The following is an 11,999-nucleotide window of genomic DNA, read 5'->3' on the forward strand; positions in this document are numbered from 1 at the left end:
TGACACTTTCGCGCCCAATACCCCTACCCCTATGTTCAACACTCACACTTGGAAGAAAGTGGGCGTGACGGCCGCCGCATTGGCCGCAACCGCCGTCCCCGCCCTCGCCAGCGAAGCCGACATCAGGATCCCCGACATCCGCAGCGTGCTGTTCTTCGGCGGCTCGCTCAACGGCATGCAGGTCATGCTGGCCGGTCTCGTGGTCTGCGCGCTCGGCGTCGCCTACGGCTGGCTGCAATACATCCAGACGCGCAACCTGCCCGTGCACGCCGCGATGGGCGCGGTCTCCAACATCATCTGGGAAACGTGCAAGACCTACCTTTTCCAGCAGGGCAAGTTCCTGACCGGTCTCTGGGTGCTCATCGCCTGCTGCATGGTCTATTACTTCGGCGTGCTCTCGCACATGACCTTGGTCCAGGTCGTGGCCATCCTGCTCGCGTCGATTCTCGGCATCCTCGGCAGCTATGGCGTCGCCTGGTTCGGCATCCGCATCAACACCGTGGCCAACAGCCGCGCCGCCTTCTCCGCCCTGCGCGGCAACCCGCTCGCCACGCTCGGCATCCCGCTCAAGTCCGGCATGAGCGTCGGCCTGCTGCTCGTGGCCATCGAGCTGTTCTTCATGATCTGCATCCTGGCCTTCCTGCCCATGGACCTCGCCGGGCCCTGCTTCATCGGCTTCGCCATCGGCGAATCCCTCGGCGCCTCGGCCCTGCGCATCTGCGGCGGCATCTTCACCAAGATCGCCGACATCGGCGCCGACCTCATGAAGATCGTCTTCAACCTGCCCGAGGACGACCCGCGCAACCCCGGCGTGATCGCCGACTGCACCGGTGACAACGCCGGCGACTCCGTCGGGCCGACCGCCGACGGCTTCGAGACCTACGGCGTGACCGGCGTGGCGCTCATCGCCTTCCTCGCCCTCGCGCTCGCCTCGACACCGGCACTCTGCGCCGTGCTCATCGTCTGGCTGTTCGCCATGCGCATCCTCATGGTCGTGACCTCGCTCGCCAGCTACCTGATCAACGAGGCCAACAGCAAGCTGCTCTACGGCGGCTCCAAGGACTTCAACCTCGAACAACCGCTCACCAACCTGGTCTGGATTACCTCGGCCGTCTCCATCGGCGTCACCTACGCGGCGAGCTACGCGCTCCTGGCCAACCACGAGGCCTGCCACCCCGATCTCTGGTGGGGCCTCTCGACCATCATCTCGCTCGGCACCCTCGCCGGCGCGCTCATCCCGGAGTTTACCAAGGTCTTCACCTCGACCGAAAGCCGCCACGTGAAGGAGGTCGTCACGTCGTCCCGCCAGGGCGGCGCCTCGCTGAACATCCTCAGCGGCCTGGTCGCGGGCAACTTCTCGGCGTTCTGGACCGGCCTCTGCATCCTCGCGCTGATGTTTGGCGCCTACCACTTCTCGCAGAACGAGGCGCTGCAGGCCATGATGCCGGAGGCGTTCCGCTTCGCCGCGCCGATCTTCGCGTTCGGTCTCGTGGCCTTCGGATTCCTCGGCATGGGCCCGGTCACCATCGCGGTGGACAGCTTCGGGCCGGTCACCGACAACGCGCAGTCCGTCTATGAGCTCTCGCAGATCGAGGCCAAGCCCGGCATCGCGGCCGAGATCGAGCGCGACTTCGGCTTCAAGCCCGACTTCGAGAACGCCAAATACCAGCTCGAGAAGGGCGACGGCGCGGGCAACACCTTCAAGGCCACCGCCAAGCCCGTGCTCATCGGCACCGCCGTCGTCGGCGCGACCACGATGGTCTTCGGCATCATCATGATGCTGAAAGCGCTCTACCCCGACACCATCGAGAAGCTCTCGCTCGTCCATCCCGAGGCCATCATGGGCCTGCTCATGGGCGGCGCCGTCATCTATTGGTTCACCGGCGCGAGCACGCAGGCCGTCGTCACCGGCGCCTACCGCGCGGTGGTTTACATCAAGGACAACATGAAGCTCGACGCCGCCACCGCCGCGACCGAGGCCTCGAAGGAGGTCGTGCGCATCTGCACCCAATACGCGCAGCGCGGCATGGTGAACATCTTCATCGTGATCTTCTGTTTCAGCCTCTCGCTCGCGTTCTTCGACCCGTTCTTCTTCATCGGCTACCTGATCGGCATGGCGTTCTTCGGGCTCTTCCAGGCCATCTTCATGGCCAACGCCGGCGGCGCGTGGGACAACGCCAAGAAAATCGTCGAGGTCGAGCTGAAGATGAAGAACACTCCGCTCCACGCCGCCACCGTCGTCGGCGACACCGTGGGCGACCCGTTCAAGGACACCTCGTCGGTCTCGCTGAACCCGGTCATCAAGTTCACCACGCTCTTCGGCCTGCTCGCCGTCGAGATCGCCGTGAAGATGCCGCCGGGGCTCAAGCACGCCATCGGCGGCGCCATCTTCGTCATCGGCCTCGTTTTCGTCTATCGCAGCTTCTACAGCATGCGCATCCCGGTGAACGAAAAGGACGGCGAAGTCGTCGAGCACCAGATGCAGAAGAGCTGACGGTCCAAACGGACCGTCAGCCCTGAGCCAGTCGAACGGGCTGAACTACCAGCTGTAGGGCGGGGTCTCCGAACCCCGCCTTACCCGCGCCGTAGGGATCGCACCCGAGCGGGGTTCGGAGACCCCGCCCTACAGTCCAAAAGCTTGGGGCGTTTGGCCTGAGGTCCGCACCAGCAGAGCGCAGGCGTGGTTGGGTGCATTTCGCAGCAAACCAACTCTCCGCGTTTCGTGTCATTTGCGGGCCTTCTGGACGACACGGCCGGCTTGTGCGTCGGGCAGCGCCGGGGTATTTTCCCTCACCCCCGCCCCGCCATGAAATTCCGCCTCCCCACCCTCGGCCTGATCGCTACCCTGCTGCTCGGCCTCACCGCCTGCACCTACGACTTCCCGCTCACGGACCAGCCCACGCAAAATCTCGATCCACGGCTGCTCGGCGACTGGGTGTCCTACGATGTCGACGACCAGCAGGTGCGGCCGCTGCACGTCCGCCGCCTCGACGCCACCACTTATGTCGCCGCCTTCGACGGCGATCTCTACCGCGTCAGCCATTCCGATCTCGCCGGCACGGCCTTCGTCAGCGTCCAGAACCTGCAGGCCGGCGACGACTACGGGAAGTTCACCTACTGCGCGTGGACGCTTTCGCCCGACGGCCGGCAGCTCACGCTGCGCACCGTCCAGTCCCGCGTGGTCTCCGGCGACCTCAAGGACGCCGCTGCCGTGCGGAAACTCATCACCGCAAACCTCGCCAACCCCGCACTCCTCGGCGACCCCATCGTCTTCACGCCGAAGAAGCGGTGAGGGCGGAATCACGTGCGCGACCATTTCGTCAACGGTTCCTGCCGGGCCGAGCGCACGTAGAGGATTCTCAGCGTATCGCCCCGGATGGTATAGGTGATGTGATACTTGAAACGGCGCAGATAACCGAAGCGGATACCCGGGGCAATTTCCGGAAATGAACGCGGAAAGCGACGCAGCTGGATCTCCCAGCGCTCATATTCCTCGAGAAATTCCCTTCCCAAACCAGCCTCGGTCTCGAGGTATTGCGCTGCCGCGACCAGCTCGCGTTCCGCCAATCGGTTGAAACGGACCTTCACCGCAGGCCCGCCCGGGCCCGCTTGAGAACGGTGGCCGAGGGCGTGCCCTCGTCACCCTCCACATCCATTTGCAGTGCCCTCAGCGCGCTGACCGTGGCCAGCTCGACCTGCTCGAACCGGCTCCGGATTTCCGCACCTGTCAGTTTGCGCCCGGACGTCCGGTGACCACGGGACGCTACGGGCTTGGATGCGGTGGCAGAGGGCATGACCAAGGCATATCCGAGCAACCTTCGAAGGCAAGCAACGTCCTTCGCGGGCCCCGCGTCGCTATGACTTTCTTCGGCAAATAAATCATTGAGCCGGGCGCCGTCGGATTGCTTTTTGGCCGGTTCCCGGTCGGGCCAACCGGGGAAACCAAACCAACCTACATCAAACATGAAGAAGTTCGTTTCACTCGCCCTCCTCGCAGCCAGCCTCGCGGTCTCCGCCAAGGCTCTCATCGTCGGTGCCGACGTCGGCTACCTGCTCGACGACAAGGAAGAGTTCATTTCCGCCCGCCTCGGCCACGCCTTCAAGGCCGATGCCTCACTCTCCCACCAAGTGGAGCTTGAGCTGGGTTACTCCTCCCACTCCGAGACCATCGCCCCGCTCGGCGCGCCCATCTCGGCCACCTCCAAGATCACGCCTCTCACCCTCAACTACCGGGCCGAGTCCATCGCCACCAACAAGCTCGGCTACTATTTTGGCCTTGGTGCCGGTGTGGCCCGCACGAGCATCAAGTTCGCCGGCAGCGGCGTGCCCAGCGTTTCCGACCACAGCACCTCACTCGCCCTGCAGGGCTTTGTCGGCTTGAGCTATCAGGTCTCCACAGCGGCCAAGCTTCACCTGGGGGCCAAATACATCTGGATCGACGAGGCCAAGCTGCTCGGCATCAAGGCCGATGTCGGCGATGATGTCGCCCTCTCGGGCGGCGTCAGCGTGAAGTTCTGAGCCGACAGACTCCCTGCGATTTCAGGCCGCGGCTCACGCCGCGGCCTTTTTTGCGCCCGGCTGTCAGTCACGTGGAGCCGACCCTCCGAAATTATTCTGATAACACGCATCAGGTTTATCAACTCACGCGGTGCGCGCGGGCGCGGGTAGAGTCGTCGCATGAACTCCGTCCCTCCCCTCCGCCGTTCCGTTTCCCGTCTGTTCTCCGCCGGCCTCGCCGCCGCGCTCCTGCTCAGCCTCAGTGGCTGCGCCGGTTTCTGGGGCCAGCGCCGCCACCACGAGGCCAGCAGCGTCGTGCAGTTCCTCTACCCGGACAAAATGCCCTTCGTGCAGCCGGAGATTCCCACGCTGCGCCTGCCGCTGCGCGTGGGCGTGGCCTTCGTGCCCTCCGGCAGCCGCGGCTTCACGCCCATCGAGGCCGGTTTCACGGAGCAACAGAAGACCGAGCTGATGCGCCAGGTCGCCGGGCAGTTCAAGGCCCTGCCCTTCGTGCAGGCCATCGAGATCATCCCCGCCACCTACCTGCGCCCGGGCGGCGGTTTCGAAAACCTCGACCAGCTCCGCGCCATGCTCGGCATCGATGTCATCGCCCTCATCGCCTACGACCAGGCCCAGACCTCGACCGACACCGAGGCCAGCCTCGCCTACTGGACGATTGTCGGCGCCTACGTCATCCCCGCCCAGGCGCAGGCGACGCACACATTGATGGAGGCCGTCGTTTACGACATCCCCAGCCGCAGCCTGCTCTTCCGCGCTCCCGGCACGAGCACGGTCAAGGGCCACGCCACGCTGATCCGCAACAGCGCCGAGCTGCGCAAGGATTCGGCCCGGAGCTTCACCGAGGCGGCCGCACAAATGACCACCAACCTCGCGGCGGAGCTGGAGCTCTTCAAGGTCCGCGCCAAGGAGGAACCGCACACCGTGAAGATCGAGCACAAGCCCGGCTACACCGGCGGCGGCTCGCTCGACGCCGGCTTCGCGCTCCTTCTGTTGGTCGTCCTCGGCACGGCCGCCGTGCGCCAGCTGCGCCGGAGCAACCGGCCATGAATCCGACCGCCCTACAGATCGGAAAACTTGTCCGCGCGCCCTTGCTCCTCTTCGCCCTGCCGGCGGTGTTGGTCGCCTTCGCGACCGCACGTCACGGCCAGCTCGTGCTCGCCCGCAACGCCGTCGCCGAGGGCGAGGTCTGGCGGCTGTGGTCCGGGCACTGGGTGCATTTCTCCGCCTCGCACCTGCTCTGGAATCTCGCCGTGCTGCTCCCGGTCGGTATGTGGCTTGAAAGACTGCGTCCGGGGCTGCTGTGGCGGCACGTGCTGGTCGCAACACCCCTTGTCAGTTGCGCCATTCTCACGCTGGAACCGGGTCTGCAGACCTATGGCGGCCTGTCCGCGCTCGCCACCAGTGTCGTGGTGCTGCTCGCGCTGCACCAATGCCGCACCGCCCGCGCCGGCCGCTGGCTGTGGATCAGTGTGCTGGCGCTCGTCGCCGCCAAGATTCTCGCCGAAGCCCGCTTCGGCGGCGCGGGTTTTGCCCGCTACGAGTCAGCCACCGTGCGCACAGCCTGGAGTGCGCATGCGGCCGGGGCATTGGCCGCCGTGTTTCACCAAGCCTGGATGCAGTGGAAGGAAGACGGGGCGTCCGGAAAGGTTACTTCAGCTTCTCCGGGTTGGCCCAGTCGGGCCAGACCTGCTGCGCGTAGCGCTGCATCTCCGCCACGACGGCGCGGACCATCGGGGACGGCTCGCCGTTCCACACCGCCACGAGCTCCATCCGCTTGAAGGTGTCGTCCAGCGGCAGCGCGCGGACCTGCGGATGCTGGGAGAGGGCCGGCACGCCGATATTGACCCCGACACCTTCGCCGTTGGCGACATACTGTGTCACCAGGCCGAGTGAACTCGCCTCAATGCCCGTTGGCCAGACCACCTTGTGGCGCTTGAGGCCCTGCTGGAACAGCTGGCAGATGGCGTCGGACTCCGGGAGGCTGATCAGCGCCTCGGCGGGCTGGCCGCGGGCCCAGAGTTCGGCCGCGGTCTTGTAGCGCGAACGGCGCGGCACCAGGAGCACGAGGGGCAGCCGCAGCATCAGGTGGAAGCGCAGCGGTCGCGTAAGCCGCCGGGCGAGCGGCAGCACGGCGAGGTCGATCTCGCGATCGCGCACCCAGCCCTCCAGCTGCAGCTGCAGGCCGGAGCGCAGCGCGAGCCGCAGTTCGGGGTATTCCTGCTTCACGCGCTGCAGGACCGCCGGAAGATGCTCCCGCAGGATGTTCTCGGGCGCGCCGAGGCGGAGCTGGAGGGCGGCGCGCTGGCGCAGGCGCGACGCGGTTGCCTTCAGGTTGGAGAAGAACGGATCAACAAATCCGAACAGGCGCGTACCTGCCGCCGTGAGCCGGAACGGCTGCCGCTCGAAGAGCTTCACCCCGAGATCCTCCTCCAGCTGCAGGATCTGGCTGCTCACCGCCGGCTGCTGGATGCCGTAGGGCATGTGCCGCACCGCCGCGCTGATGCCGCCGTGGCGGGCCACGTAGTAGAACAACTCGAGGTGATGGATGTTGAGCGCCACGGCTTCAGTCCAGTTGGTCGGGCACGGCCCAGTCCGGAAATGTCCGGTGCGAATAGGCGCGCACCTCGTTGATCACGGTGCGCAGCAAGTCCGTGAGTTCGCCCCGCCAGAGCGCTCCCATGGTCAGCGGTTCAAAGCCCTCCAGCGGCAGCACCCGGATGCCCTTCGCCGGCATGCTCGCGAGTGCCGCGTAGTTCACGATGCCGAAGCCCTCCCCGTTCAGCACATAGCGCATCACCAGCTCGACCGAGGTCACCTCGACCGCCTGCGGCCACGTGATGCGGCGGCGCTTCAGCTCGCGCTGGAAATCCAGCATGAAGCTGGTTTCCGCCGGCTGCGCCACGAGCGGCTCGGGGATTTTTTTGCGGGCCAGCAGTTCCTCCGCGCTGCGCCACGGCGCCGACTCGTGCACGAGCAGCACGAGCGGGATGCGGATCAGCCGCAGTTGTCGCAACCGCACCGGCGGCCGCGCGCCGACCGACGTGATCGCGAGGTCGATCTGGCCTTCGTGCAGCCATTTCTCGACCTGCGACTGGTAGCCCGAGTGCAGGCTCAGCCGCACCTCGGGGTAGCGCGCCCGCACGTTCGCCATCACGACCGGCACATGGTCGCGCAACACCAGCTCGGCGCCGCCGATGCGCAGGTCCGGCCGCGCTCCCGCGCGCAATTCGGCCGCCACCGCCGCGATGTTGCCGAAGAACGGCTCCACAAATTCCCGCAGCTCCTGCCCCGCGGTCGTGAGCTGGAAGGGCTGCCGCTCAAACAGCTTCACGCCGAGCTCCTCTTCCAGCTGCAGGATCTGGCTGCTCACCGCCGGTTGCTGGATGCCGTAGGGCATGCGCCGGACTGCGGCGCTGATCCCACCATGCAGGGCCACGTAGTAGAACAACTCGAGGTGGTGAATGTTCATCGGCCCGCACCCTAACTAGGGTTCCCGCCGGGCCAGGGCAATGCCGTTTGCGCGCATTGGTTCACTCAATGCGCGCATTTGGTTTATCAATTAACGCCCCGCGCGCCGGGTTTGGTAGGCTGTGCGGCATGATCTCCGTCGCCCTCATCCTCTCCGCTCTCGTCCTCCTGCTCGGCGTTGACGCGCAGGAAACCGTCTGAAGCCATGCCTGCCGCCGCGCCCACCTTGCTGGCTTCTCTCTGCCTGTTGTTGCTTACGGGTTGCGCGAGCATCGACCGGATGGCCGTCAACAAGCTCGGCGATGCGCTGGCCGGAGGCGGCACGGCCTTTGCCGGCGACAACGATCCCATCCTGATCCGCGACGCTTCCCCCTTCAGCCTGAAGCTGATGGAGAGCCTGCTGGCGCGGAATCCCCGGCACACCGGCCTGCGCCTCGCCGCCGCGAGCGGTTTCACCCAATACACCTACGCCTTCGTGCAACAGGAGGCCGACGCCACCGAGGAAACGGACGTCGTTGCCGCGGCAACCCTGCGCCGCAGGGCCGTTCGTCTCTATCAACGGGCGCGTGACCACGGTCTCGCCGGCCTGGAAATTCTGCACCCGGGCCTGCGCGACTCTCTCCGCCGCGACCCGCGGACCGCGGTCCGCTCCTGCGGCGCAGGCGACGTGCCCTTCCTTTACTGGACCGCCGCCGCGTGGGCGGCCGCCATCGTGAACGGCAAGGACCAGCCCGACCTCATCGCCGACCTGCCGGCGGTCGAAGCGCTGATCGACCGCGCGCTAGAACTCGACGAAGCCTACGACCACGGCGCCATCCACGCCTTCCTCATCGCCTACGAACCCAGCCGGCCGGGCGCAGAGGGCGACCCGTTGGCCCGCGCCCGGGTCCATTTCGAGCGCGCGCTGGCGCTCACCGGCGGCCGCCACGCCGGCCCTTTGCTCACGTGGGCGGAGACCGTCTGCGTGCAACAACAGGACCGCGCGCGCTTCGAGGCGCTGTTGCAGCAGGCGCTCGCGATCGACGCCGACGCCCGGCCCGAGTGGCGGCTGGCCAACCTCGTTTTGCAAGAGCGCGCCCGGCGGCTGCTCGCACGCACCGACGATCTTTTCCTGCCCGTAGAAACCACGCCCGCCACCCCATGAAAGCCATCACCTGTCTGCTCTTTTGCTGCCTCGGCTCCACCCTGCTCGCCGAGCGCGTCACCATCCGCCTTGGCACCATCCTGCCCAGCGGCACCGCCCAGCACCAGGCCCTGTTGGAGATGGGCGAACAGTGGCGCAAGGACAGCGCCGGCGGCGTGAAGCTCACGCTCTACCCGGACGGCCGCCTCGGCGGCGAGGCCGAGATGGTGCGCAAGCTGCGCATCGGCCAGATCAACGCCGCGCTTTTCTCGGCCGTGGGCCTGTCGGAAATCGACCCCGGCGTGACCGGCCTGCAGATCATGCCGATGGTCTTCAACTCCTGGGCCGCGGTGGACCAGGTGCGCGAGAAGATGCGCGACCGGCTCGAGCAGCGGCTCCGCGCCAAAGGTTTCGAGGTGCTCTTCTGGGCCGACGCCGGCTGGGTGCGGTTCTTCTCGAAAGAACCCGCCGCCACGCCGGAGGATTTCAAGCGCATGAAGGTCTTCGTCTGGGCCGGCGACCAGGCCCAGCTGGAGATCATGCAGTCGCTCGGCTACCGGGCCGTGCCGCTGGAGACGACCGACATCCTGCTCGGCCTGAACACCGGCCTGGTGAACGTCGTGCCGATGCCGCCGCTCATCGCCCTCGCCGGGCAGATGAACACCGCCGCGCCACACATGCTCGACCTCAAGTGGTGCCCCATCGTGGGCGCGGCGGTGGTACGGCGCGAGGTGTGGGAACAGGTGCCGGCCGCGCAACGCGCCGCCATTGTCTCCGCCGCCGAGGCCGCCGGCGCAAAGCTGCGCGCCCGCGGTCGCGAAGAGGACGAAGAATCCATCCGCGTGATGCGCCAGCGCGGCCTGCAGGTGCACACGCTTTCGCCCGAGGCGCGCGGCGAGTGGGAACGGCTCGTGCGCGACATCCACCCCAAGCTGCGCGGCACGAAGGTGCCGGCGGAAATCTTCGACGACGTCATGTCCGAAGTGGCGGTCTTCGCCGCCACGGCCAGCCCGGCCCAGGCTCACGCCGCCGCGAAGCCATGAACGCCACCGCCGACATGTCCGCCGTTCTGATTCCCCCGTCACGTCCGGGAAACTGGCACTTCGCCGAGGAGCTGGTCGGAGCCGGCGCCTTGGCGGCCATGGTGCTGCTGCCCATGGTGGAGATCGGCGCCCGGGCCGCCGGTTGGCCGGGATTGGCCGGGTCGGGCACGCTGGTGCAACACCTCACGCTCGTCGTCGGCATGGCCGGCGCGGCGCTCGCCGCCGGCCGGGGCCGGCTGCTGGCCTTCGCCAGTTCCGCGTCATTTCTGCCGACGCGCTGGCAAAGCCGCGCCCACGGCCTGACTCACGCCGGCTCCGCGGCCGTGACCTTTCTGCTGGCCGTGGCGTCCGCCCGCTTCGTGGCCGTCGAGCGCGAGTCCGCCAGTTTGCTGCTCGATCGCATCCCGCTCTGGTGGGTCCAATCGGTCCTGCCCCTGGGATTCGCCCTGATGACCGGCCGTTTGCTCTGGCGCGCCAGCACCGCCTGGCGTGGACGGCTGCTGAGCTTGGCGCTGGCGATGCTGGTGGTCGTGGCGGGCGTGTGGCCGCCCTGCGCCCGCGAGGCGTTGGTCTGGCCGGGCCTGGTCGGGCTGCTGCTCCTGGCCACGCTGGGCGCGCCGCTCTACGTGCCGATCGGGGGAGCCGCTCTCCTCCTTTTCCAAGGCGGCGGCCTGCCCATCGCCGCCATTCCGGTTGAACACTACCGGCTGGTCACCAACCCCGCACTGCCGTCGATCCCGTTGTTCACGCTGGCCGGCTGTCTCATGGCCGAGGGCGGGGCGGCCCGGCGGCTGGTGGCGCTTTCTCAGGCGCTGGTCGGGTGGTTCCATGGCGGGCCGGCGGTCGCGACCGCGTTGCTCTGCGCCTTCTTCACCGCGCTGACCGGCGGTTCGGGCGTCACCATCCTCGCCCTCGGCGGGCTGCTGATGCCGGTGTTGCGCTCGGCCCGCTACTCCGAGCGGGACGCCCTCGGCCTGCTCACCGGCGCCGGCTCGCTCGGCATCCTGCTGCCACCCTGCCTGCCGGTGATTCTGTATGCGGTCGTCGCCAAGGTCGGCATCAACGAGATGTTTCTCGGCGGGCTTATTCCCGGTCTGCTGCTGATCGGGCTGACCATTGCGTGGGGCGTGCGCACCGGCGGGAAAAACCGCGGCCAACTCACTCCGTTCAACCTCGCGGCCGCGCGCCGCGCGATCTGGACGGCCAAGTGGGAGCTGCTGCTCCCGGTGGTGGCGCTCGGGGCGCTGTTCAGCGGCCGGGCCACGCCGGTCGAGGCCGCGGCCGTGACCGCCGCCTATGCGTTCATCGTCGAAACCTGCATCCACCGCGACCTGCACTGGCGGCGCGATCTCCTGCGTGTGCTGACCGAGAGCGTCCTGCTGGTCGGCGGCATCCTGCTGATTCTCGGGGTGGCGCTCGGGCTGACCAACTACCTGATCGACGTGCAGGCGCCCGACGCGCTGGCCGCCTGGGCGCGCGAACATGTGCCGAACCGCTGGCTGTTCCTGCTCGGCCTCAACGTCGTGCTGATCGTCGTCGGCGGCATTGTTGAAATCTACGCCGCCATCGTGGTCGTGGTGCCGCTGCTGCTGCCGGTGGGACGCGAACTCGGCCTCGATCCCATCCACCTCGGCATCCTCTTCCTCGCGAACCTGGAGCTCGGCTTCCTCATGCCGCCGGTGGGGCTCAACCTGCTGCTCGCCGCCTCGCGCCTCAACAAGCCCGTCGCAGAGACCGCCCGCGCGGTGCTGCCCATGCTGCTGGTGCTTTTTCTGGGCGTGCTGCTCATCACCTACGTGCCGGCGCTGACCACCGCGCTGCCGCAGTTATTTCAGCGCTGAAGTCCG

Annotated in this window: 11 protein-coding genes and 1 pseudogene; 8 read left to right on the forward strand and 4 right to left on the reverse strand. The window is 67.3% G+C overall.

The genetic code is table 11. The features are described from left to right. The first annotated feature begins 31 nt into the window (after positions 1 to 31). Together ESB00_RS18545 and ESB00_RS18550 are read left to right on the forward strand one after the other, a co-directional pair. A complete protein-coding gene (locus tag ESB00_RS18545) occupies positions 32 to 2,494 on the forward strand; it encodes a sodium-translocating pyrophosphatase (protein ID WP_129049623.1) in 2,463 nt (820 codons plus the stop codon). A gap of 312 nt (positions 2,495 to 2,806) precedes the next feature. Continuing rightward, the gene (locus tag ESB00_RS18550; protein WP_129049625.1) at positions 2,807 to 3,292 is read left to right on the forward strand and encodes a hypothetical protein; all 486 of its coding nucleotides are present in this window, start codon (positions 2,807 to 2,809) and stop codon (positions 3,290 to 3,292) included. Between the two features lie 8 nt (positions 3,293 to 3,300). Here ESB00_RS18550 and ESB00_RS18555 read toward each other — a convergent pair whose 3' ends face one another. Together ESB00_RS18555 and ESB00_RS18560 are read right to left on the reverse strand one after the other, a co-directional pair. Further along, entirely contained in the window at positions 3,301 to 3,588 is a 288-nt protein-coding gene (locus ESB00_RS18555) for a type II toxin-antitoxin system RelE/ParE family toxin (RefSeq protein ID WP_129049627.1), read from the reverse strand. Then, positions 3,585 to 3,965 carry a hypothetical protein gene (locus ESB00_RS18560; RefSeq protein WP_129049629.1) on the reverse strand — a complete coding sequence of 127 codons (381 nt, stop codon included), beginning with the start codon at positions 3,963 to 3,965 and terminating at the stop codon, positions 3,585 to 3,587. The genes ESB00_RS18555 and ESB00_RS18560 overlap by 4 nt, the downstream gene beginning before the upstream one ends. Here ESB00_RS18560 and ESB00_RS18565 point away from each other — a divergent pair. From ESB00_RS18565 to rrtA, 3 genes and pseudogenes are all read left to right on the forward strand, one after another. Beyond that, a complete protein-coding gene (locus ESB00_RS18565) occupies positions 3,964 to 4,518 on the forward strand; it encodes a hypothetical protein (protein ID WP_129049632.1) in 555 nt (184 codons plus the stop codon). The two genes, ESB00_RS18560 and ESB00_RS18565, sit on opposite strands and share 2 nt — an antisense overlap. 159 nt (positions 4,519 to 4,677) lie before the next feature. Continuing rightward, entirely contained in the window at positions 4,678 to 5,565 is an 888-nt protein-coding gene (gene rhlP, locus ESB00_RS18570) for a rhombotarget lipoprotein (protein ID WP_129049634.1), read from the forward strand. Beyond that, positions 5,562 to 6,107, forward strand: a pseudogene (gene rrtA / locus ESB00_RS20070) (rhombosortase); the annotation flags it as partial. The gene rhlP and the pseudogene rrtA, both read left to right, overlap by 4 nt. A gap of 58 nt (positions 6,108 to 6,165) precedes the next feature. On the opposite strand, the gene ESB00_RS18580 reads toward rrtA, so the two are convergent. Both ESB00_RS18580 and ESB00_RS18585 read right to left on the reverse strand, forming a co-directional pair. After that, entirely contained in the window at positions 6,166 to 7,077 is a 912-nt protein-coding gene (locus ESB00_RS18580; RefSeq protein ID WP_246026525.1) for a LysR family transcriptional regulator, read from the reverse strand. A 4-nt stretch (positions 7,078 to 7,081) separates the two neighbouring features. Next, positions 7,082 to 7,987, reverse strand: a complete 906-nt coding sequence (locus ESB00_RS18585; protein ID WP_129049638.1) for a LysR family transcriptional regulator — start codon at positions 7,985 to 7,987, stop codon at positions 7,082 to 7,084. 204 nt (positions 7,988 to 8,191) lie between these two features. On the opposite strand from ESB00_RS18585, the gene ESB00_RS18590 reads away from it, so the two are divergent. Genes ESB00_RS18590 through ESB00_RS18600 form a run of 3 tightly spaced genes read left to right on the forward strand, consistent with a single transcriptional unit; the run spans position 8,192 to position 11,993 of the window. Then, on the forward strand, positions 8,192 to 9,130 hold the full coding sequence (locus ESB00_RS18590) for a TRAP transporter TatT component family protein (protein ID WP_129049640.1): 939 nt from the start codon (positions 8,192 to 8,194) through the stop codon (positions 9,128 to 9,130). Further along, the gene (locus tag ESB00_RS18595) at positions 9,127 to 10,152 is read left to right on the forward strand and encodes a TRAP transporter substrate-binding protein (RefSeq protein WP_129049642.1); all 1,026 of its coding nucleotides are present in this window, start codon (positions 9,127 to 9,129) and stop codon (positions 10,150 to 10,152) included. Before ESB00_RS18590 ends, ESB00_RS18595 begins: the two co-directional genes overlap by 4 nt. Next, complete coding sequence (locus ESB00_RS18600; RefSeq protein WP_129049644.1) at positions 10,149 to 11,993, forward strand: TRAP transporter large permease; 1,845 nt, start codon at positions 10,149 to 10,151, stop codon at positions 11,991 to 11,993. The genes ESB00_RS18595 and ESB00_RS18600 overlap by 4 nt, the downstream gene beginning before the upstream one ends. The last annotated feature ends 6 nt before the right edge of the window (positions 11,994 to 11,999 follow it).

The organism is Oleiharenicola lentus (genome assembly GCF_004118375.1).
GTDB classification, from domain to species: Bacteria; Verrucomicrobiota; Verrucomicrobiia; order Opitutales; family Opitutaceae; genus Lacunisphaera; species Lacunisphaera lenta.

What these genes read in the sequence shown, in the direction of transcription:
- ESB00_RS18595 (WP_129049642.1), top strand. Translation starts at nt 9,127, where the DNA reads ATGAAAGCCATCACCTGTCTGCTCTTTTGCTGCCTCGGCTCCACCCTG.
- ESB00_RS18545 (WP_129049623.1), top strand. Translation starts at nt 32, where the DNA reads ATGTTCAACACTCACACTTGGAAGAAAGTGGGCGTGACGGCCGCCGCA.
- ESB00_RS18550 (WP_129049625.1), top strand. Translation starts at nt 2,807, where the DNA reads ATGAAATTCCGCCTCCCCACCCTCGGCCTGATCGCTACCCTGCTGCTC.
- ESB00_RS18600 (WP_129049644.1), top strand. Translation starts at nt 10,149, where the DNA reads ATGAACGCCACCGCCGACATGTCCGCCGTTCTGATTCCCCCGTCACGT.
- ESB00_RS18585 (WP_129049638.1), bottom strand. Translation starts at nt 7,987, where the DNA reads ATGAACATTCACCACCTCGAGTTGTTCTACTACGTGGCCCTGCATGGT.
- ESB00_RS18590 (WP_129049640.1), top strand. Translation starts at nt 8,192, where the DNA reads ATGCCTGCCGCCGCGCCCACCTTGCTGGCTTCTCTCTGCCTGTTGTTG.
- rhlP (WP_129049634.1), top strand. Translation starts at nt 4,678, where the DNA reads ATGAACTCCGTCCCTCCCCTCCGCCGTTCCGTTTCCCGTCTGTTCTCC.
- ESB00_RS18565 (WP_129049632.1), top strand. Translation starts at nt 3,964, where the DNA reads ATGAAGAAGTTCGTTTCACTCGCCCTCCTCGCAGCCAGCCTCGCGGTC.
- ESB00_RS18560 (WP_129049629.1), bottom strand. Translation starts at nt 3,965, where the DNA reads ATGTTTGATGTAGGTTGGTTTGGTTTCCCCGGTTGGCCCGACCGGGAA.